The sequence below is a fragment of the Flavobacterium sp. Leaf82 genome (assembly GCF_001422725.1).
In the GTDB taxonomy this organism is placed as follows: Bacteria; Bacteroidota; Bacteroidia; order Flavobacteriales; family Flavobacteriaceae; genus Flavobacterium.
Map to the genome: position 1 here is coordinate 132,483 of NZ_LMMA01000036.1, position 23,289 is coordinate 155,771.

At 34.8% G+C, this 23,289-nt stretch carries 15 protein-coding genes; 3 read left to right on the top strand and 12 right to left on the bottom strand.

Going from position 1 to position 23,289, the window contains the following annotated elements; genetic code table 11:
* Window positions 1-156: 156 nt before the first annotated feature.
* From ASF10_RS22495 to ASF10_RS22520, 7 genes are all read right to left on the bottom strand, one after another.
* The gene (locus ASF10_RS22495) at window positions 157-1,590 is read right to left on the bottom strand and encodes a sialate O-acetylesterase (protein WP_056254572.1); all 1,434 of its coding nucleotides are present in this window, start codon (window positions 1,588-1,590) and stop codon (window positions 157-159) included.
* 10 nt (window positions 1,591-1,600) lie between these two features.
* Window positions 1,601-1,741 carry a hypothetical protein gene (locus ASF10_RS24445; RefSeq protein ID WP_157849077.1) on the bottom strand — a complete coding sequence of 47 codons (141 nt, stop codon included), beginning with the start codon at window positions 1,739-1,741 and terminating at the stop codon, window positions 1,601-1,603.
* A 248-nt stretch (window positions 1,742-1,989) separates the two neighbouring features.
* The gene (locus ASF10_RS22500) at window positions 1,990-5,397 is read right to left on the bottom strand and encodes a glycosyl hydrolase (RefSeq protein ID WP_056254574.1); all 3,408 of its coding nucleotides are present in this window, start codon (window positions 5,395-5,397) and stop codon (window positions 1,990-1,992) included.
* Window positions 5,398-5,496: 99 nt separating this feature from the next.
* Window positions 5,497-8,832, bottom strand: coding sequence for a glycoside hydrolase family 2 TIM barrel-domain containing protein (locus ASF10_RS22505; protein ID WP_056254578.1), 3,336 nt, complete (start codon window positions 8,830-8,832; stop codon window positions 5,497-5,499).
* A gap of 274 nt (window positions 8,833-9,106) precedes the next feature.
* Complete coding sequence (locus tag ASF10_RS22510; protein WP_056254581.1) at window positions 9,107-10,234, bottom strand: glycosylase; 1,128 nt, start codon at window positions 10,232-10,234, stop codon at window positions 9,107-9,109.
* Between the two features lie 227 nt (window positions 10,235-10,461).
* On the bottom strand, window positions 10,462-12,138 hold the full coding sequence (locus ASF10_RS22515; RefSeq protein WP_056254864.1) for a hypothetical protein: 1,677 nt from the start codon (window positions 12,136-12,138) through the stop codon (window positions 10,462-10,464).
* A 134-nt stretch (window positions 12,139-12,272) separates the two neighbouring features.
* Window positions 12,273-14,459: a family 78 glycoside hydrolase catalytic domain gene (locus ASF10_RS22520; protein ID WP_056254582.1), complete on the bottom strand. Its 2,187-nt coding sequence runs from the start codon at window positions 14,457-14,459 to the stop codon at window positions 12,273-12,275.
* 264 nt (window positions 14,460-14,723) lie between these two features.
* On the opposite strand from ASF10_RS22520, the gene ASF10_RS22525 reads away from it, so the two are divergent.
* Window positions 14,724-15,065: a hypothetical protein gene (locus ASF10_RS22525; RefSeq protein WP_056254585.1), complete on the top strand. Its 342-nt coding sequence runs from the start codon at window positions 14,724-14,726 to the stop codon at window positions 15,063-15,065.
* A 77-nt stretch (window positions 15,066-15,142) separates the two neighbouring features.
* Entirely contained in the window at window positions 15,143-15,610 is a 468-nt protein-coding gene (locus ASF10_RS22530) for an HAD domain-containing protein (RefSeq protein ID WP_056254588.1), read from the top strand.
* 30 nt (window positions 15,611-15,640) lie between these two features.
* Here ASF10_RS22530 and ASF10_RS22535 read toward each other — a convergent pair whose 3' ends face one another.
* Entirely contained in the window at window positions 15,641-15,871 is a 231-nt protein-coding gene (locus ASF10_RS22535; RefSeq protein WP_056254591.1) for a SymE family type I addiction module toxin, read from the bottom strand.
* A 165-nt stretch (window positions 15,872-16,036) separates the two neighbouring features.
* Here ASF10_RS22535 and ASF10_RS22540 point away from each other — a divergent pair, with 165 nt between their 5' ends.
* Window positions 16,037-16,243, top strand: coding sequence for a helix-turn-helix transcriptional regulator (locus ASF10_RS22540; RefSeq protein WP_056254593.1), 207 nt, complete (start codon window positions 16,037-16,039; stop codon window positions 16,241-16,243).
* 66 nt (window positions 16,244-16,309) lie between these two features.
* Here ASF10_RS22540 and ASF10_RS22545 read toward each other — a convergent pair whose 3' ends face one another.
* From ASF10_RS22545 to ASF10_RS22560, 4 genes are all read right to left on the bottom strand, one after another.
* The gene (locus ASF10_RS22545) at window positions 16,310-17,563 is read right to left on the bottom strand and encodes a hypothetical protein (RefSeq protein WP_157849078.1); all 1,254 of its coding nucleotides are present in this window, start codon (window positions 17,561-17,563) and stop codon (window positions 16,310-16,312) included.
* Window positions 17,564-17,857: 294 nt separating this feature from the next.
* A complete protein-coding gene (locus ASF10_RS22550; protein ID WP_056254599.1) occupies window positions 17,858-19,438 on the bottom strand; it encodes a sodium:solute symporter in 1,581 nt (526 codons plus the stop codon).
* Window positions 19,435-20,499, bottom strand: coding sequence for a Gfo/Idh/MocA family protein (locus ASF10_RS22555; protein ID WP_056254602.1), 1,065 nt, complete (start codon window positions 20,497-20,499; stop codon window positions 19,435-19,437). The genes ASF10_RS22550 and ASF10_RS22555 overlap by 4 nt, the downstream gene beginning before the upstream one ends.
* Window positions 20,500-20,648: 149 nt before the next feature.
* Complete coding sequence (locus ASF10_RS22560; RefSeq protein WP_056254606.1) at window positions 20,649-23,150, bottom strand: L-rhamnose mutarotase; 2,502 nt, start codon at window positions 23,148-23,150, stop codon at window positions 20,649-20,651.
* Window positions 23,151-23,289: the final 139 nt, after the last annotated feature.

Here is a 23,289-nt window from a genome sequence, read left to right on the forward strand (position 1 = left end):
GACGAAAGGAGAAATCACACATGAAACTCCGTTCCTAAAAGTGACAATTGTTATCGAATACTAGTGTGATTTCTCCTTTCGTCGAAATGACAAACTATGAAATGACAAACTATACATCAAACAGAAATTTATAATTAACAACTCACAATTAAAAAATTACCATTCATCAGTTCTAAACGAAGAAACCGGCAAACCACCCGCGCTAAACAATTCTGCTTTTGCAAAATCTTTCCATAAATATCTTATTGCAACTGGTTTTGCGACTTTATCAGAGCTTAAAACAACTGATTTTCTGCGAACCACCGTTTTTGCAGGATAAAAAACTTTGTCTTCTCCCGCAATTTCAAAACCCTGAACTTCTTTATCATAAGAAGTAATTCCGTTTGCAACATCATCAAAAGAAACCGTTACTGAACCGTCTTTTATTTCCATCGATTTGTATTTTGGACTTTCGAATTCAAAGCCTTCGATTCCGTATGTTTTTGCCAAAGCCTGAAAAGCCAATCGGTTTCCTCCTTTTTCCTTATCCATTGGGTGGATGTTATTTTCCTCGCCAACATCCATCAAAACCGCCATTCCGGAATTCGGAATTTCCTTTGATGCTTTTAATTGTGCTTCTCTCAAATAAGCCGAATTATACTTTTCTAAATAATCTTTGGGATGAAATGAAGCGTAATTAAACGGAGCAATTTGAGCGTAATAAAAAGGAAAATCCCCTTGTTTCCAAAGTGTTCTCCAACTGCTTACCATTTTCTTCATTAATGCTGCATATTCAGAAGCTCTTTCGTAGTTTGATTCGCCCTGGTACCAAATACAACCTTTAATTCCATAACCAATTACAGGCGAAAGCATTCCGTTAAATAAAGTTGTTGGAACACGATTTGGATCTTTTGCCAAATCTTCTTTTGTAGTTGGGATTTTGGCACTTGCAAAGTCTTTTAACATTTCCTGATTCATCCAGGCTTCCATGCTTGAACCTCCGTATGAAACGTGAATTAATCCTACCGGAACATCTAAAACTTGCTGCAATAGCGAACCAAAATACCAAGCAGTCGCGCTAAAATTCGAAGTTGATTTTGGCGAAGCAACTTCCCACTTTCCTTCAAAATCAGTTAAAGGTTCTAAAACCGTCGCTCTCGGAATCGTAATCAACCGAATGTTTTTATTGGTTGATCTTACAATGATTTCATTTCCATTTTTTACAGGCTGACCCTGAAAACCTTTCAAAGGCATTTCCATATTCGATTGTCCCGAACACAGCCAAACCTCACCAATTAAAACATTTTTTATAATTACTTTTTCACTTCCTTCCGTAACTTCAATTGTAAATGGTCCGCCAAAAGATGGGGTTTTTAGTTCTGTTTTCCATTTTCCGGAATTATCAGCTTTTGCTTTATAGATTTTAGAATCCCATGACGTTTTTATAATAACGTTCGCATTCTTTTCTGCCCAACCCCAAATTGGCGCATTTGCCTTTTGCTGCAGTATCATATTATCCGTAAACAAAGCCGGCATTTTGATTTTTGCATTGATTTGAAAGCTTGCGAAAAGCAAGAAAACCGCAACAATACATTCTTTTAAATTTCTCATTTCTTTTATTTTAATCTATTTTTAGCACCTTAAAATACATTATTCCAATCTGATCGTCCATCGGGTTAAAACCCAACGCTACAATATAAATCGTTCCTCCGCAACTTTTACGTTCTGAACCAAAACCATCGGCTCGAAACATTTTGTCCATCGGGTTAAAACCCGACGCTACAATATAAATCGTTCCTCCGYAACTTTTAMGTTCTGAACCAAACCATCGGCCCGAAACATATTGTCCATCGGGTTAAAACCCGACGCTACAATATAAATCGTTCCTCCGTAACTTTTAAGTTCTGAACCAGAGCCATCCCTCCGTAACTTTTAAGTTCTGAACCAGAGCCATCGGCTCGAAACATATTGTAGGGCTGGACTTTAGTCCAGTCTACAAAGCAAAAACATTTATTTTTCTTTTACAATCGTAACCGGTCCCAACAATCCAGCTTTCAATAATGGTTCTCCATCCAAACGAAATGGAGCTGTAGTCCAGGTCAATCGTTCTTCTTTTGGTAACTTTTGATCGCCAATTAATCTATTTGCCCAAGTATTGGTGATTTTTATTTCGATAGTATTTTTTCCTTTTTTGAGTGCTTCAGAAATGTCTGTTTTATAAGGAAAAGTCCAAAGTGTTCCGCAATTTTTTCCGTTAATACTTACTTCTGCAATATTGGCAATTGTGCCTAAATCAAGCCAAATATTATCTGCAGATTTTCCGTTCCAGATTATCTCTTTTTTATAAATAACTGTTCCTGAATAATATTTAATCTGATTGTTTTCTGATGTACTCCAATCAAAAAGTTGAGTCGTTTTTATAGCTTCTTTCGGACCTTTAAATTCAGGATCAAATTGCAAATTCCAGTTTTCATCTATAGTCTGAACCGTTTCAAATTCAGAACCTTTTTGAAATCCTTTTGCTAAAACCTCTTTTGTTTGGTCTTTGAAAATCACAAAACCAGATTCATTTTCATTTAAAATTATGGATACAATAGTTCGTCCGTTTTCTATTTTCCAATTGGCTAAAGCCGAAGTTTTATCCGTCACAGGATTATACCAAACCGGAATTTTTCCTGATACTCTAAACGAAGCTTCAAATGCTCTTTTTAATGAATTTTGATTGGAAATAAAATAAATATCTTCGGTATCAGATTTGCGATGTGTCCACGCTAAAGTTTCAGAATCTGCTCTGTTTAATTTCGGAAAATAAACATCTTGTTCAATCCCAATCGAGGTAAAATCATTTCCTAAATAAGGCAATTTAATTACCGCTCCTTTTCCAATTTTCCATGAAGATGAATTCGAATTGTTATTCCAAATTTCATCCAGCACATTCTTCCATTTTTTATGATCTTGTTCAGATTGAATTCCGGGTTGCAAGTCTGGTTTTTCATCAATAAAAACCGTAGCTCCTTGTTTTATTAATTCTAATATTTTTTCGGCTACAGCCAAAGAAATCATTTTGTTCGGCGCCATTTTATGACTTCCCGTGAACAATAAAGCGCCATATTCGATGCTGTTACTAAAAACCACTTTTCCGTTTTCTACTTTAGTATTATTCAATAAAACATCAGCGTTGAAAGAATCATATTGATAACCGTTCATGGCATTTATCCATTGCGATAAATCGGTAGAATTTTTGGTAGAAGTTACTTCCTTCGGAATCTTAATACTTGGCTGACCTTCATTTTTCAATCGAATGGCTTCACTTTCTAATCTTTCCTTTCCGAAGATATTCGGAATAAAAGGCACCAAACGATCCGGAAGCATGGAACGCGATGGCAAATCTTCGCCAATAAAAACAGCCAAATCAATTACAGGTTTTCCTTTTTGTAATTGAAACTGAATTCTCTGGCAATAATCAACCCACGCTTTTCCGGGTTTCCACCACGTTTGATCTCTCTGAAAATAAGAGCCAACACCGTCTAAAGTCATTCCGGGTTTTCGATCTGTCCAGGGATTATGAACAAAAACGTGATAGAAAAATCGATTAATCCCGAGCGCATAATTTCGATCTGCCAGCGTTTTTAGATTTCCCGGATGTTCGTCCCAATCCATTTTTAATTCTGTAAAAGCTTCTGCCTGAATAATATCTTTTCCGTAAATATGTCCGCCAGAAATGGCATCGAGCATATCATTAGGTTTGTCATGCGTTGGGCTTTTTAGCCAAAATTCACCACTTGGATAATCGATATGTTTAAAATGCAAAAGTCCATCGCTCATCATGGTTGGCGCCACATTTTCTGAACTAAATTTTACATTTGCTTTTTTCGCTTCGTCAGCCAATGTTGCAAAAAAGTTATCAGAAACCAGTTCTGCAATTGTTTTTCTTATATCATAAAGTATTTTTTCAGACGTTTGAATATCCGTAATTGGGATTCCCGCCATTACAGGCAAATAATCTACAATATCGTAGCCTCTGCGTTTTTTAAATTCGTCTCTAAAAACAGGCGACCAGTTTTGGCTGCCGCATTCCCAACTGTCGATATGAAGTATTTTAACCACTTTTGAAGCCAATTCCGGTCCTGCAGTTCTCAGCATTTCTCCAAACCAATGATCGAGTTGAAAACGAACAGCTTCAACACTAAATTTATCCACTTCTAAACCTCTTCCTGCGCCTGCGGTTGCGTTTTCGTGACCTGTAGAAGTATATCCAAAACGAATAATTCGCCAATTTCCTTTTGAAGGGGATTTCCAATTCAAAATTCCTTTTTCATCTACAAATTTCGAAATATTAATCATTTTCGATCGATCGATACAATCCAATTTACTTATTTGTTCCGATGATGTTTGCGGACTCAAACGCCAGATTGCGCCTGATTTTCCCTGATAATTATCAATCAAAGGTTCGCTTGACAAAAGTATTTTTGAGACTTTCAAACCCTGATTCCATTTTGCAGGATCGATATCTTCCGCTCCCGGCTCTGTTCCTTCAGGATCATAAACAAATCTGAAATATTTGGCTTTTGTCGGTATAATACTGTGCGTATAAAAAGCATCAACATCTTGCCAGCCGTGACGTGGCGTTGTTAATCTGCCCAAACTTTTAAAGTTTTTTCCATCATCGCTAACTTCGATAATTAAACGATGCGCCTGAAAGTTATTTCCTTTGGTTTCGATTTGAATCGATTTGCATAAAAACGGCTGATCAAATTCGTATTGAATCCAACCTTTTTCTTTTAATCTAAATTGATCGTCTTTGTTTGAATCACTCAAAAACGAAGCATCAAAATCAGCAATTGTCGAAGTAATTTTTGGACGATTTTCGTTTGATGTCACATAAATTTCCTTTACCGGAACGGCAAATGTGGCAATATCTTTATAATAATCTTTGTAATGATTTGGTGTAGGTAATTGTAGCTTTTTGAAGTCGTTTCCGTTTACATTTACGTCTGACCAAACTACTTTTTGCATCGACAATTCGGGTGTTATCCACGGTCCTCCGGCAACGGCGAAACCATCTGCGGGATGAAAAGCGATTTTTACTCCCAACCGATCTGCTTCTGTCAAAGCCCATTTTACCAAACTCCAAAATTCCGGACTTAATTGCAAAACGGGCGGATTCATCAATGGCGGATTTGCGGGACCTTTTATTGTCATTAAATACGCACCGCCAATTCCGGCTTGTTTCATCGCTTCAAGATCGGCTGTAATACCTTCTTTAGAATACGCGCTTTGCATCCAATACCAATATACCCAAGGTCTTGAGGATTCTATTGTGGGTTGAAATGTAGGTTTTTCTTTTTCATGGATTTCCTGTGCGGAAAGAAATCCCGCAAAGAGCAATATGAAAAAGAAGGTTGTTTTTTGAAACATTATTGTTGTTTTTATTCGTTTCGTATTTAAACCCGACAGGTTTTTAAAACCTGTCGGGTTTGGTGCCGTAGAATTATTTTATCTTTTATCTTTTATCTTTTAATATTTAAACTTCTTTAAACTCTCTTCTAAACCATTTTTTGATGCTTCGAAAGGAACTAAATAAAAACTATATTGATAATCTCCTGACTTAATTTGATATTGTTCTAAAGGTTGTGCAACTGCTGTCCAACTATCATTTCCTCCCACTCCCATTTGAATCAAATCGATATTTATGGTCAAAAATCCAGGATCTTTAAGATCAAAAGTATGTTTGGCGGCGCTTAAATTTTCTTGTGTATACGGCCAAGCGCTCATGCTTAAATTTTTCTCATCTTTGAAAACTAGCAAACCTTTATTTTTTTGAATATTTGTAAAAGCCATCCATCGTACTTCGGTTCTATTTGCATTTTCCTGAGGTTTTACATAATGCTCCAGAAAATCATTAATGGGCAAAGAATATTTCCCTACAAATGATCCAAAGCTTCTGTCGATATAGTTTTCTAACTCTCCTTTTCCGTACCATGAAATCTGATCGAATTTTCTTTGAACGCCCATTTGCATTCCAATTTTCGGGATGTTTGGTAATTTGTTTGTGGCTTTCAGACTATAATCTACTTTGATAACTCCATTTTCATGAATTTTATAAATTACTTGTACTTGCGCGCTGTCTTTGATAATTTCGTAATCGCTTGTAACAATTGCTCCTTCAATTGACATCGCTATTTTTGTACTTACTAATTTTGGTTTTGCCTGATACCAGGGCTTCAAAACTTTATGGGATTTCCATCCTCTTTTATCATTATCAGTTAATGGTCTAACAAAATTAGGAAGCAACGGTTCAAAAACTTGTTCTTCGCCATTGAAAATATAAGAACTCAAAGCGCCATTTTGCTGACTGATTCTAACCTGAAAAGTTTTTCCTTTTATTATAAAATCTGAATCTGTTTCTGTTGATTTATATTCTGACTTATCGTCTTTTTTAAATTCAATAACAGTTTCTGCTTTTTTTAGCAAAAATTGATCTTCCGCTACAGCGTAACCTTTTGTTGCCCAAGGTTTATCTGTTGAAAGTTGGAATTCGATATTCAGAAAATATTCAGCATCTTTTTTCAACTTTGGCAAATATTGCTTTACATCTAAAATAGTAGATTGTCCAGCTTCGAGATTAAAAGGTTTTAATATTTGCGTTTTAATGACATTTCCGTTTTCCAGAATTTTCAAAACCGGAATATAATCTGCCAAAGATTTTACTGCCTGACGATTTTTAATTTCTAATTGAAAAGCGTCTTTTAAAGTACTTGTCGCGGGTTGATAAATCCATTTGTTTTCATAAATCGAACCTTTTGGTTTTCCGTTAGAATCAACAATTCCTTTTGTATTGAAATTTCCGTCGTGGTATTTTTCGCCAAAATCTCCACCATGAGCAAAAAATTCCTGACCCGTTGCAGGATCTTTTTTCAATAATCCCTGATCTTTAAATTCCCAAATGCAACCGCCAATAACTCTTGGAAGTGAACGAAATTCATCCCATAATTCTTTTAAATTTCCAACCGAATTTCCCATTGCATGAGAATATTCGACAAAAATAATTGGTCGTGTATCTTTCTTTTGATCGACTAAAAATTTTGGTGTAAAAACGCCCGGATAAAAACGACTAACCATATCAACATACGGCTCATCTTGGGGATTTTCAAATCGATATGCATGATCGATTGTTTTGGGATATCTGGGATCAAGCGGATCGATATATCCGTCTAATCTCGGATTTCCCTGTGCAGGTTCGTAATGAACGGGACGCGTGATATCGAAATCGTGAACCCAACCCGCCATTGCAGCATGATTTGGACCTTTTCCGCCTTCGTTTCCTAGACTCCAAAAAACAACTGAGGGATGATTTTTATCACGTTCCACCATTCTGGTCATTCGCTCTAAATAAGCATTTGTCCATTTTGGATCGTTGCTTAATTTACCGCCAATTCCGTGAGTTTCCTGATTTGCTTCGTCCATAACCATGATTCCATATTGATCACATAAATCGTAGAAATAAGGATCATTAGGGTAATGACTGGTTCTTATAAAATTGAAATTAAACTTTTTAATCGTCGTAATATCTTCCTTAATATCTTCTCTTGTAACCGCTTTTCCTCTTGTTGGATGTTGGTCGTGAAGATTTACCCCATATACATATGTTTCTTTTCCGTTGATGAGCATTTTGCCGTTTTCCTTAGAAAATTCAACAGATCGAAAACCAACTTTACAGCTTTTAACTTCGGTAATATTGCCTTTTGGATCTTTTATCGACATTACTAAAGTGTACAAATTAGGTTCTTCTGAACTCCATTTTTTCGGATTGCTGATGTTTTCCTTGAACATTCCAAAACGCACATTATCCAAACGCGGATAACTTTCGTTAATCATATCGATAACTGGTTTTTGAAGCGGTTCTTTGAATAAAGCAACATTATTGGCATCATATAATTGTGCCTGAAAAGTATAATCCTTGATTTTTTCACCTGTTAAATTCTCTACTTTCGGACGTAATTGAAAAGACGCATCTTTATATTCTTTGTCTAGTTTTGTTTGATAAAAGAAATCCTGAATGCGCAACTTTGGCTCAGCCATAATAAAAACTTCACGCTGGATTCCGCTTACGCGCCAATGATCCTGATCTTCAAGATACGAACCATCTGTCCAGCGAATTACCTGTACCGAAACTATATTTTCTCCTTCTTTTAAATAGGGCGTAATATCAAATTCTGATGGTAGAAAACTGTCTTCCCCATACCCTAAAAATTCTCCGTTAAGCCAAACCTGAAATCCGGAACTTACTGCGCCAAAATGCAATGTTACGGTCATATCTTTCCAATTTTCGGGAACGGTAAAACTGCGCTGATACGAACCAACTCCGTTATAATCTTTAGGAATATAAGGCGGATTTATGGGTCTAAACGGATAAACGGCACTCTTGTAAATCGGAATATCGTACCCTTTTAACTCCCAGTTTGATGGAACTTCGATTTTGTCCCAATCATTGACTTTTTCTTTATAGAAATCTTTTGAAGCTTCTTTTAAATTGGTTGCATATTTAAAATTCCAATCGCCAGTTAGCATTTGTAGTCGGCTTTTAGTTCTGTCGCCTTTTAGAGCATCTTCTATATTTGTGTATGAATATGCCGTTGCTCGCGATGGTTGTCTGTTGATGCTTGTAACCGTTGGATCTTCCCAAGGTGCAAATTCGTATTTTTTATGCAATTCAGGAATTCCCGCAGGTTCTCCGGTTACGGATTGTGCCTGACAATTAATTGTTAAAAGTAAAATGTAAAATACGAATACTGATTTAGTAATCGAAAATCGAAACCTGAAAAAGCAATTAATATGACTTGATTTAAACATTGATTTTATTTTTTTTATTCTTTGTTTTTGTCATTTCGACAAAGGAGAAATCTCCGTTGCTAAATCGACAAATATTGACTTTTCTTTGCGGAGTTCCTTGCGAAGATTTCTCCTTCGTCGAAATGACAAACTGTGCTTTAATTATCTTGTTGTTTAGACCTGACAGGTTTTAAAAACCTGTCAGGTGTTCTAATGTCCCGTAGGGACTACATTTTTGACATTGATCACTGCTCCTGAAAACTGAGACTGAAAACTGAAAACTGAAAACTAAAAACTATTTCTTCTTCTCCGGCGGAGCCACAAAATTTGTTTCGCTTTTGCCTAAATCTTTAGACGTTGCCACTGCAATTCCTCTTTGTTCTGCTTTGTTTACGGCACAATAAAAGTGATAAACTACGCCATCGTGTTTTATTACAAATGATTTATGCGCAAACATGTCGTCATAAGGTTCAGATGATTTGATTAGATCTTCGCCTTTCCAGTCGTTCCAGTGAATTAAATCGTTCGAAACTGCGAAACGGTTAAATGCTCCTTGGTTCCAACCCGTCCAAAAAGCTCCAAAATAGAACATTACCCAAGTATCATTAATACGCTGAATATAGGCATCTCCTGAGATTCCTTTATGATGATTGATTAAGGGTTTATTGCCATAACGTTTCCATTGTTTCATATCATCTGATACTGCCATAGCGATACGCTCTGCGCCTTTAGCAGGATTTAAACTATCACCTCGCGCATTATAATACATGATAAAATTGTGTCCTGTAACTTTGTCCTTATCGCGAATAACACTATTTTTATACATTGTACTATTATCCCACCATCTGGCGTCTTTGTCTTTTGGAGATAAAACCGGTTTTTCTAAACGCTCAAATTCATGCGCTTTGGTTGGTGATTTTTTGGTATATGCCATTCCGATAGATAAAATTCCGGCTTCGTAACCTTTGCTGTCTCCGCCAAAATAACTCATCCAATATTTGTCATCGTATTTTTGCCATTCGTAGCTTCCGCCCCAGGTTGGATCTTGTAACGAAATATATCCTGCTTTTTGGTTGACATCCCAATGTTGTTCATTTTCTGAGAAAGACATTACTTTTCCTAAATGTTTCCAGTGTAATAAATCGTCACTTTGGGCAAGCCAGGTTTCGTAACCTCGTCCGCCATAAATTAAATACGTCATAAACCATTTTCCGTCTTTTCGAAATACACTCGGGCAATCCATTTTATAGGAGTTATCTGTGGGAACCATTACCAAACCGTATTTATAAGGGGTTTTTACTTCGTTGTAAATCTCCTGCATTACGGTTTCGTTGATTTCTCTTTTCTTGTATTTTGTCGTCGCGCAACTTGTAATTAGTAAAGCTGCAATTGCAATTAAGAGATATTTCGTTATACTTTTCATTTTTAAATTTTAATTATAAATGCGATTTTTTGACGCGGATTAAACGGATTTACTTCGTAAAAACGCGGATAAAAACGGATTTTATTTTGCTTCTGTTTTTTCCTGTTTATCTTGGTTGAATCTTTATTAAGGTTTAAAACTTTGACAAAGATTAAGCAAGTTTACAATAAAAAAATCCGCAAAAATCTGCGTTTTTACGAAGTAAATCCGCGTCATCTGCGTTCTATTTATTTCATTTCTAATAATCGGGATTCCATCACATCTTTGTTTAGTTTTACTTTAACCATTCCGATTGGGTGAAATCTTTTTTTCAAATCTATGGCGGCGTACACGATTGTGTAAACATCATTTCCTTCCGGAATCAGACATAAAGGTGTTCGCATAATATCCCACCATTTATTGACTTTTGTTTCTATGGGAAGATATCTTGCTTCGCCCCAATTTTTTCCATCTTTTGATAATGAATAGCCAATCATATTGGGCAAATGATGTCCCCAACCGTCCGGGCCTCCGTCAAAAATGGCAATGTATAAACCGTTTGGCAACTGACTGACAATTGGATTCTCTACAAAAAACGGATGTATACTTTTTATCGGATTACTGCCGTCTTTAATTCTTGACCACGGACCTTCTAAAGTTTTTGATTCTGCTAAGCCAACAAACCAGCCTTTTCCTGATTTCTTTGGATAATCTGCCCAGGAATTAAACGGATATGCACCACTATAAAAACCAAAGTATTTATCGCCTACTTTATACGGGAAAAAGGATGCCACGCCTTGTCTTCCTTCCCAAGGTTCAGAATCTAAACCCGGTTCAATGATGATTCCCATATCTTTATAAGGCCCTCCGATTCCGTCGATTCCATCTACGGTTGATTCGCAACGCCAGATTCTGCCAAAAGAGTGATTAGGTTCTATCGTTTTACTAACCGTGTAAGCTAAATAATAGCCGTACCATTTGTTTGCCTTTTCGTTAAAAACCGGCATATACGACCAAATTGCGGCACGGCGATCATTCATTGGATTATCGTCTTCGGTTATAGCGTAGGTTCCGCTTGCCTGATAAATTGTCGATTCTCTTTTCCAGTGAATCGCATCTTTACTTGTCCAATGCCCGATTCTGGTTTTTACACGATCATAATAATAATCAACTCCTTTTTCGCCCGCTCTTTCAGTTGGAAACATATGATACGTATCGCCTATTTTTACTACACGTCCGCCTTCAAAACCGCCTTGAATTCCTTCAGTTCCGGGCATTCCTTCATCAACAACGGATTTGTTTTCGCCGCCAATAATTTCGAAAAGTGGTTTTTCATCTGAAAATCCTTCAACGATAAAAGTCGGATTCCAAAGTTTACCATCTGGAAATTCAGCGTTTCTTGATTGTAGCTTTTCAGTACTTTTTACAACTCCTAAAATGGCAAATAATCCTTTTCCGGGATTTATAGTTTGAGTTCCTTTTGGAAATGAAATTGCATACACATTAACTGGAGGTAAACCTGTAATAGTCAATCCGTTTTCAAGAATTAATTTGGCTTTCGCCGAAGTAACAAATTGAAGATATTCAGGATTATTATCTTTAAAAACTCCAATTAAAACTTGAACATTTTCCTTAAATTTTAATTTTAAAGCTGGATTAGTTCCGTTTTTATAATTTTCTAAAGGAAGTTCAATTCCTGATAATCCTTCTAATTCCGGAGCTAAACGAACAATATTATGTTTGCTTCCTGAAAAAACGTGTGCATATTGTGTTGTTTTGAAGGTTTTGTAATTATTGATTACTTCAAATGACGCTGGTTTCCATGCTTGGTTTTGTGCCTGAACTGAGACTTGTATACATGCTAAAAACAATAGCAAAAAAGCTGTATTTAACTTGAAGTTGTATTTTGTATTTTTTGAAAACATTTTTTTCTTTTTAAAACTTAAGTTCAATCTTGTCATTGCGAGGAACGAAGCAACCTCACTAACAATTGTAAATCTTTGTCGATTTTGCAAATGTGATTGCTTCGTTCCTCGCAATGACATGCTGGATGAATAATCTATATCGCTTTATAACTTACTTTATATTCTACATTAGGCTTTACAATCAATTGATATTTATTTTTAGCCAATGTTATAATCGTTCCTGAATTTGTTTTTGGTTTGTTCTGACTTTCAAAAATCAATTTTCCTTCTCCTTCGCCCGCTTTTACTTTAATTTCTTTGGTACTGCAATAAATTTCAACTTCACCATTTGGTGTTGGAACTTTTCCTTGCATCCATTGTAAACCGCCTAAATTTGGTTTAATTTCATATTCTGCATAACCAGGTTGCAAAGGTTTTACGCCTAAATAATATTTCCCCAATAAATAAATTGGACTAGAACCCCAGGCATGGCAAAGACTTTTCCCGTAAGGGCGTCCGTACATCGCTAAATGTTCTGTTCCTTTTTTGGTTGGATTGTATTCTTCCCAAAAAGAAGTTGCTCCTTCTTTTAACATTCCGCCCCAATAGTCTTTTATTTCTTTCAATACATAATCTTGTTCACCCATAGCACACAAGGCTTCCAACTCATAGAAACGCATATATGGTGTTGTGATTTTAAGAATATCATCATTGAGCAACACCTTCTTTTTTATACTTTGCTTTTGTTCTTCATTAAAATAATTGAAAAAAATACCGAACATATTAGCGTATCTGGTTACAATATTTTGCATTTTACCGTCTATACGCTGGTGCTTCATAACGTTTTCTTTATTATCCCAAAACACATCAAATAATTTTGTTTTTAAATCATCTGCTAATTTTTGATACTGTTTTTGATCTTCATTTTCACCTGCAATTTTAGCACTAACTGCCATGGCTTCCAGACTTCTTGCTAAAAGCATTTGCTCAAAACTAACTTCACCTGTTTTTGGTAATCCGTCTGCCCAATCAATAAAAACCCAATCGCCTTCTAATGGTTCCAGGAATCCGTTTGTATTTCTTCTTTTTAAGCAGAATTCCATAAGTGATTTCATTCGTGGATAAAAAGTTTTGATAAATTTTGTATCGCCCGTATGCAAATAATAATCATAAACACCTACAAACCAATACAACGAATAATCCATTATGATATTAATATGAGCCGTCACGGGTTCTTTACCCCGAAGTGCCAACAGCGTTCGTTCTACAGAAGCCGAATCAAAGAATAAATAATAATTCATTAAATAACTTTGATAAGCGTCGCCAGACCAAACCCAACGGTCGCGTTTAATTCCGTCTATAAAAAATTCGCGAGTTGTTAAATGCATCGTGTAAGCCGAGACATCCCAAATTTTATTCAATTGTTCATCCGAAGATTTGAATGCTCCACGATAATCTAATGGTAAATATTCATAAAGCATTGAAATAGAATCATATTTTACCGATGCATCTGCTTGTACCTGAACATAACGAAATGCTTTCGATCCGTCATGTGTGTAGGTTTCGGGCTGATTTCCATCAAAAGATAAATGGTCCAGTGTTTCGCATCTGGCAGAATCCAGCGCTTCCTCGCGAGATTCACCATAATAAAGTGCTACTTTACCTTTTCCTTTTAAGCCGTGAATTTTAATATAACCAAAAGTTTCTTTACCAAAATCTACCAACTCACCAGCTCCTGTTTTTTCGGTTTTCTTTGCACTTAAAGGTTTGGTTGTGAGTTTAAATCCGGAAGGCTTATTCTCTGGTGAATAAAAATTCCAGGAACCAACAGGAACCCATGGCGTGCCTGATTGTTGTGCTTTTCCAGATTCATCAATCCAAAGTTTATCTTCATTTGTAACCTTCCAGGATGGATCAGATTTAACATATTTACCATCAATATAAATAGCCGGCAACACTTCCTGATTGTATACTTTAAAGGAAATTTTGTGTTTCCCAACAGGGATTTTTAATGATTTTGGTTGCCCGTAAACCTGAACACCATCTAAAAGCAATTGAAAAGATCCTTCTGAGTAGATTTTTATCTCGTCTGGTTGCGGAATATCTACTTCTGCTTGAAAAGTTACTAAGGAATAAGGACTATAATACTGCCAAAGCGGTGGAAATACTGCTTCGCGTTCTGTACGTCTTACTTGCATTTTATTGCTTAACCAAACCTCAAAATCACCTGGGTACCAGATCCATGTCGCTTCTTTTGGTTTTTGTTGTGCAAACAAAAAAACAGAAGGATATAAAACAATACAAACAAACAGGAATCTTAAAATGGAAAATTGGTTATGCATATTAATTTATTTTGGAGCTAAAGATAAGTGTTATTTTTACATTTCACAACCTGTAGTGTCCTGTTTGTTTGGATTATTTAACTAATAAAATACATTGGCTGTAATTTTAAGCATATATTTTTATCTAATTCATTAAATTTTGTTTTAATATTTCTGAAATAGATAATAGCTTGTGGGATTTATCATTCATTGAAAGATAAATTATTGTAAAAATAATCTTACTTAAAAAGATTTTAGATTGAAAAGTTTTTATAATATTGTTAGATGATTGAAATTACATATGAAGAAGTTAAAGAATTTCTTCTTGAAACAGAATTTAGCTATCAACCGGGACAAATAGAGATTAGCTTTCCTATATTAAAAAGAATTCATAGAAGATTACAACAAGGAAATTCTTTTAATGCGATAAAAATAATAAGTGGTAGAATTGTAGATGGTCATCATAGATATATATGTCATCAATTATTAGATTTAATCCCTGAAACTATTACAGGTGGAGCAAATAGTAGTCAGGTTAAAGTTACCTGGAAAGAGATCAATCTTACGAGAGTTGATTATGATGACGCTCATACTAGAAGATTATTTGCTGAACGTTATGATAAATAATAAGTTAGAAAGTAAATTAACTGCATATATATTTAGTATATGTAGCTTATGTACTAAAAAAGAGATACTTTTGTGTTATGTTAATTTTATTAGACATAGATGGTGTAATGGTTCCTACTACATCTTGGAAACCAACAGAGATATTATCTGATGGATTTGCCAATTTTAGTATGAAAGCTATAAACAATCTCCAAACTATCATAAATAGTACTGGAGCAAATGTTCTATTAACAACATCTCATAAATCAAGATATAGCAACTCTGAGTGGGAAAAAATATTTAAAACAAGAGGAATTATCGCTAATATTGATTCGCTAGAACCAAACGATGACAATTTGAATAGAAAGGAAGAAATACTTCGTTGGTTTAATAAAACTAGTATTTCAGAAAGTTTTGTCATTTTAGACGATGATAAATCTTTAAATGGTTTACCTGAAAACATTAAAAATAAAGCAATTGTAACCAGTGGAACTTTAGGTTTAACAAGTGAAGAAGCAAAAATTGCAATTGACATTTTAAGAAATAAAGAATCTATTTCAGCTTAAAAACTAATTATAGTGTAAATTGAAGCCTCCTTATTTGGAGGCTTTTTTTGTTTTATTTATGATCTCTTCAATTTCTTTATTGACTGTGATTATAATTATATTTTTCTCATGTCGAACTGTTACAAATCCTCCGCATTCGAAACCAATATCTTTGAGCCATTTCCCACAAAGTCGGATTTCAGGAAACACAACATTCTTTCTGGTTGACCTTGCAAAAGACTTTCGATGTATTTTTAATTGTCGTTTTCCTAATTGATTCATTTCATTTTTTTATTTCGGCAACACAAATATAGTAATATTTATACTACAAAGAGTTGTTTTAGGTAACTAAATCATATTTTTAGGGCAACTATAAGTATTTCAAATATTCTTTTTCTTATATTTAAATTATAAGATATTTGCATGAAAAATCAATAAATCAACATTGTGTCGAAACTTAAGTTAAATAGAATAAAAGTTGTTTTAGTTGAAAACAATAGAACGAGTAAGGAATTAGCCAATCATTTAGGTAAAACTGTATCGACCGTTTCGCGTTGGTGTACGAATGAAGCTCAACCTTCTATTGAAACGCTTTATGAGGTTTCTAAATACTTGAAGGTTGATATTAGGGAATTGTTGGTTTCTACGAAATAAAAAAAATGCTTTCTTCAAAGTAGAAAGCATTTTTATAATAATTATAAGCTAAATATATTATGTTACTTACATGATACAATTTTTAAATTCACTGAAAAAAGATGGCTTATTATTTTTTAAATCAACAAAGACTGAATAGGGATCTTTAGCTCTGTAACTTTTTAATCCACGTTTTTTAAAATATTCAACAATTGCAATTGAAGATGGAATACCTATTGCTGGAAGAATAATTTTTGTCGGATCAATAATGGCTCCAATTGTCGCAGATCCAGTTACCGCCATTGCATTCGCTTTTTTTGCATCCGTTATAATTTTCATCCATTCCTCTTCTGATTTTTTTACTTCAAAATTAAATTTATCACTAAAATGTAAAATTTTATCTTCTGTAAGTTTATCTAGTTCAGTTTGCTCAAGAAAAGAACTTAGTTCCCGAAAGGACTTTCTAACACCAGATATTCGTTCTTCTTCTCTCATGTTTAATGCAAAAGTTGTATCAACATTATCTAAATATGTCATATTTAAGCCTGAATATAATGTACCAAATTTAGTCCAAAATGGATTAGTACCACGAAGCTCTAATTGCTTTTTAATAACGTGTTGCGTTGTATACGAATGTGCTCCCGTCAAGCGACACAAAGATTCTATCATTTCTATATTACCTCCTGATTTATTTACTATTAATTCTCCTTCCTTATCATCTTGAAATTCTACATATAGAGGTTGAGTTTTTCTATGTTCTTTCATTTCTAACGCAGTATTCTTTATTTGAGAATTACTGTAATGAGGTAAGGCCTTCTTTAAGGTTTGCTCAATAGCTTCAGATGGTAAACCGAGAATACTTGTCCTTAATTTTTCATACATCATAGCATCATGCTCAGCTTTAACTGAAGGGTCTTTAAAAATATCCTCGGTTTCATTGACTCTTTTACTAGCTAAATCTCTAAACATTTCAAACGTTTCTAATTCAAATGAAAATGGACTTTCTATTAAATGAATTAATCCCTTTTTTACCCATTTTTGAAGAACAATGTAAAAATAAAGTGCATTTACAAACTCACTTTTCCATAAATTGGGTTTTAAAATTGGGGAATATTCAGGCGACGTTAAATTTGGATTTTGCAATGGATGAAATACAATTATTTCATCTGAATATAAGGAATAACGTGCAATATTATTTATGATAGATTTTCCATCCAAAACTCCATGAAAAATTGAAGTTAATTTTTCTTTAGCATCATTTTTAGGAAGTAAAGCATATCGATCTAAATTAGGAGGAAATATTTCTCCAAATACTTTATAAGTTTCAGAAATTTTGTCCAACGTAATTCTTTTTGACAAATCACTCCACGTTTGATTTTTATTAATAACAAAAATTTGATTTAATGCGTCGTAAAATTGTAGATTTAGATCGTTGAATGTTAGATTTTTATTTATCATAGTTATTTGATGAACGATATTTAATTTATATAGAATAATATAACAAACCTACTATTATTTTTTAATATGTAAGATACATCTGCCTTTTTATCTTATCGATTTACAATAAATTAATCATAAAAAATACGCTTTCTTATTAAAAGTAAAGCGTATTAAAATTATAAAAGATTAAGTACTCTAATTCCCATTAAAAACCAAATACAAACTCAAAATCACCAATCCCAATAAAGCGAACAACAACTTCACCTTCTTACTAGTTTTAGGAATATCAGCTTCATCAGAAAAATTAACTTCCGGAGATTTATCAACCAATGAAATAACAATTGCCGAAACCAATAAAATTGCAAAAATGTAAAAGGAAATCAACAAAAAGTGCGGCCAAATCGTGTAAACATCTGCAGGGAAAATCCAGAGATATAAAACTCCAACAAATAAACTAAAAGCTGAACCCAAGGACAAAGTTGCATTTACAGCTTTTTTTGTCATGCGTTTCCAGAAAATACTTAGCAGAAAAACAACAGATAATGATGGCGCTAAAAAGCCCAAAACTGCCTGAAAAATATTGAATAAATTTTGTCCTTTTATATTATCAATCGCAACTGCAATCAAAATCGCAAACAAACATCCGGCTGCAATGGTGATTCTCCCTATTTTAATCTGATCTTTTATAGTAGCTGTTGGATTAATTTTCTTTACATATATATCATTCGTAAAAACGGTACTCAAGGCATTTAAAGAAGAACCAATTGTTCCCACTAAAACGGCGATCATGACGCAAATTACCAAACCGTTCATTCCGCTTGGGAATAAATTCGTAACCATTGTCATATAAGCCAAATCTGAGTTTTTGCCTAATTCCGGATATAACGCATAACACAAAATTCCGGGTAAAATAAACAACGGCAAAGCCATTACTTTTAGCCAGCCTATGAAGTTTACGCCCAATTGTCCTTGTTCGAGATTCTTTGCTCCTAAAACACTCTGAACCATTGATTGATCTGTACAAAAGAAAGCTACAGCCGCAACGGGATATCCCAACAAAATTGCCGGCCACGGATAATGCGCGTCGTTTGCAGGCTGCACTAAATTCCAGAAATTTGATGGTGTTTTTGCAATCAAAACATCTATTCCTCCTAATTTCTGTAAACCTAAATAAGATAGTGTTAGCGAAACGACAATCAATAAAATCATCTGAAAAACGTTGACTTTTGCAATGGCTTTTAATCCTCCGGCAAAAGTAAAAATACCTGAAAAAATTACTAAAACGGTCACACTTTGCCACATTGGGATTCCTAATATCTGACGTACTAAAACGCCTCCGCTAAATAATCCTAAAGACAACCAACTCACTAATATTTTGACTAAAGCGTACCAAGCCAGAATATTCTGTGTTGAGTCGCCATAACGTTTTCCCATATATTCAGGCATCGTGCTAACTTTGCTTGCAATATACCGTGGTGCAAAAACCATCGCTAAAAGCAACAGAAATACAAAAGCGTACCACTCAAAATTTCCGGCTACAATTCCGGTTGCATAACCAATACTTGCAAAAGCCAATAACGATGACGGTCCAACATTTGTTCCCCACATATTAAACCCAATGCTATACCAGTTTAACGAATTTCCGGCAAGAAAAAGAGTTTCGTTTTTCTTGCTTTGCTTTACACTTACCACCCAGCCAATGACTAATAAAGCAACCAAATAAACGCCAACAATTATAAAATCAAGCGTCGTTAATTTATCGTAGATACTGTTCATAGTCCGTATTCGTTAAGAATGTCAGCTATTTTTACTGGCAATCCGGTTTGCAATGATTTATCCATCGCCTGCAATAAAGCAACGGTTCCTATGCCTTCTTCCATGTTTGGATAAGCTTCAAAATCAAGTTCGATACTGTCTACAAAATATTCCAGATAGTTTTGATATTCTCCTGCGTGATGACTTTGTCCTTCAAAACGGAAATAATGTTTCAAGGTCGAATCTCCCCAGGTTATTACTTTTTCTTCGCCTGTTTTGTCAGTAATTGCATAACGCAATTCATGATAATCAGCCTGACTTGCGCCTTCGGTTGCTCTTAAAATTGTACTCATTCCGCTATCACGTTGTGCCGGTTGTGTTGGCGAAGTATAAACACCGCTAACTCTGGCGATTCTTCCATCTGTTGCTTTAAAGATAAAATGCATGGTATCCTCGTTTTTTAAACCTGCCGCACTTCCGTTACTGCTAATCATTCCGTATCCCATAACTTCTTGGATATTTGGTAAATACCATCTAATAAAATCTACAGGATGGCTTAATCCTCCGTACAACCATTTAAAAGATTGCAACAAGGACCATTCTTTCTCTAAAAACCATCTGTGATCTGCATGATAATGCGCTTCAATGGTAATTAAGTCACCTATTAAACCTTCTTCAAAATCATCACGTTGTCTTTTTGCAGGTTCAAAAAATCGTGAACTTTGCCCAATAAAAACCTTTTTTCCTGTCTTTTTGCTGAGTTCCAAAAGTTCAGCAGCGTCAGAAAGATCATCAATAAATGGTTTGGTACATACTACGTGTTTTCCGTGCAGTAAAGCTTGTTTTATATGTTCTGCATGAAGATGGTCCGGTGTATAAATTGCTATGATATCTATATTTTTATCATTTAATAAATCATCGAAATTTGTAGTATACGAATGAAAATCAAATTCTTTGGCTCTTTGTTTACACAATTCTTCATTGCGGTCACATACTTTTACAAGTTCAAATTTCGAACTTTTTAAAGCTGCCGACATCGTACTTCGTCCTTCTCCGAGTCCTAAAATGGCTATTTTTAACATGAGATGTGGTTATTTTAGATTATTTTTTAGCCACGAATTCACTAATTATTTTCTCTTAAAATCTTTGCGAATACTACTCTAATTAAATCGTATTAATAAAAATTTTAATCTCAGCTAATTATTAAAATTCGTGAATTCGTGGCATTTTATTAGTTAACTTTATTTAAGAAAATCCAGGTTTCGTCTGGTTTTGTGCCTTCAATTCCGGTTTGATATTTTTTCATTAAAGCATTCCATTCGTCTACACGCGGATTGTTTTGTGTAGTTTTCGGGTTTAGTTTATCCAGATTTTCTCCTTTTGGAATACTGATAATCAACATTAATTGTTTTTCATTTTTAAAAACTTGTAATTGCTGGAAATCGGCATTGCAGAAACCTTTTGCAAGTTCTGGCCATTTTTCGAACTGTGTCGTGTGATAATCTACATATTCCTTTTGCAGTTTTGGATCATCAACCAGATTCGCCGTCAAAACAATATTTTCCCATTCTGATGCAGGTTTTGAATCTTTACATCTTTCAAAATTCTGAAAATTATAAATTGGGTTTTCGTAGATTTTTATTTGGATCGACGGAAAAGCCAAAGCCAACTTTCGTTTCGTTCTTTCGGGCTGATTCATTTTCCCGTAAATCACCAAATGATTTTTCCATTGGTACAAAGATTCACCCACAATTCTGAATCCTTTTATAGTCGATTTGATTTTTTCGATGTCAAAATCAGAGCCTATTAATTCGATCACAACAGGTTTTGGTAATTCTTGTAATCCCCAGGATTCTTCGATTACAACTTCTTTTACTAAATCAAGATACGGCGCTCTGATTCCCGCAGCATCTTTAATTTTAGTACTCACATACGGATCATTATTCTGCCAAATATTTCCTTCGGGACCGTTGTTATTTTTTAAAATTTTCTCAGTCGCAATCCAGTTATTTTTTATTGTAAAACCCTGACTTCCTTCATCTGTATACAAATACAACCACAAAAACGGATCGTGCGCATACGGGCTATTATAGACTTTATCTATATAATTTTCTTCTATCTGGCTATTGGGTTGTGAAGAAAGCGTGTAAATTCCCGAAACATCATGCAAATGTTTGGCATAATGATGAATTTTATTCGCCAGAATTTTATTGTTTTCCATCACGTTTTTAGTGTGTGTCCAACCCCAGCCCATCGCAATTCCGGAGTATGAAACATCCGAAATCTCGTTATGTTCGATCGTAATATTCTTTACAAAACCAGCGCTAATTCCCAGCGTTCCCCAATCTTCATTGGTTGCGTTTGTAATTAAATTATCTGAGATTGTCTCATTAGAACAAACATCTCGTTCATCTTTTACATTTAAAGGCAAATGCGCCTCGAAAGCTTCTTCAGAAAAAACTCCAACATTTATAGCACTTCCGCCAATGTCTTTGAATAAATTTCCTTTGATTGTATTGTAATTTGTTCCTTTATTTAAATCCAATCCTGTAGAAGATAAATGTTCAAAACGGCAGGATTCGAACTGAAGATTATTAGCATAATTTACTTCTACAGCTGCTCGCGGTCTTCCAACCCAAGCCTGATTTTCTAAACTCGCCTGATTTGGCGTTCCCGGAACTTTCAATTTATAAGCATCCAATAAATACAAACCGGATTGCAGCGGCACGTGACCTTGTTGCGAAGGACGAAGCCAATTGCTGTATTGAAACGAAATTCCTTTAAATTTAAAATGACTTACCGGAGAATCGATTGTTCCCTTTATTTCAACCAAATTTTCTAAAACAGGAACCGTTATTTTAGCCGAATTCATGTCTTCTCCAACTCTTGGAATATAATAGATTTTGGCATTTTTTTTATCCAAATACCATTCTCCGGCTTCATTAAGCATCGAAATTCCGTTGTTTAAATAGAAAGCAGAATTTCCGTTGTTTTTAGAAATCCAGGGCGCTGGCCAGGGATGTTCGCTTTGAATACGACTTTCCGGCTGTTCAAACGAAAGTCTGGCACTGTCTTTTTTTATTTCGATATTTTTGATGCGAAGATTGGCTGTTGACCACCATTGCACAATAAACATTTCCATTCCGGGTTCGTACTTTATAGATTTATCTTTAAACGGAATCCAACAGGTTTCTGTCGCTGAATCCCAAGATAAAATACGATCCATCGTGTTTCCGGCGGTACTTTTGGCGCGAACGGCTTTTTTATCATTCACCCATAATTGTCTGTAATTGATTAAGTCGCCTGCAATTTTAGGCGCATCGGCAACCCAAAAATTTGCTCTTTTTATTCCGTTTATAGTGGGTGCTTTTTTCCAGTTTTTTATTTCGAGTCCTGCGCTAATTATTGGTCTTGCATTTATATCTGCCTGTATTATTGTTGGACTTTCGGTAGTTCCGGAATCTTCAGGTCTTACAAACAAAGGCTCGTTTAAATAATACGTTCCGTTCATGACAATAATCTGAATTCCGTCTTTTATAGAAGCGTCTTTTAGGCGACGCAGTTCTCTGGCTTTTCGCATTGCCATTTGTACCGTTGCCAAAGGATTAGATTTTGTTCCTGAATTTGAATCTTTTCCGTTTGGAGAAACCCAAATTTCAGCAGCATTTGCAGAGAAAGTGGTTGAAATAATCAGAAAGAGGATCAGTAATTTAGTAAAAGAATTTAAACGCATTATTTTTAACTTTTTTGGTAGTAAAATAATTGAGGATGTAATTTAAAGCAATAAATAATCTTCATCCTGAACTATTTTAACATTTATCTTAAATATACGGCACAATTTAAAAGAACGCTAAAATAAAAGCATCCTGTAC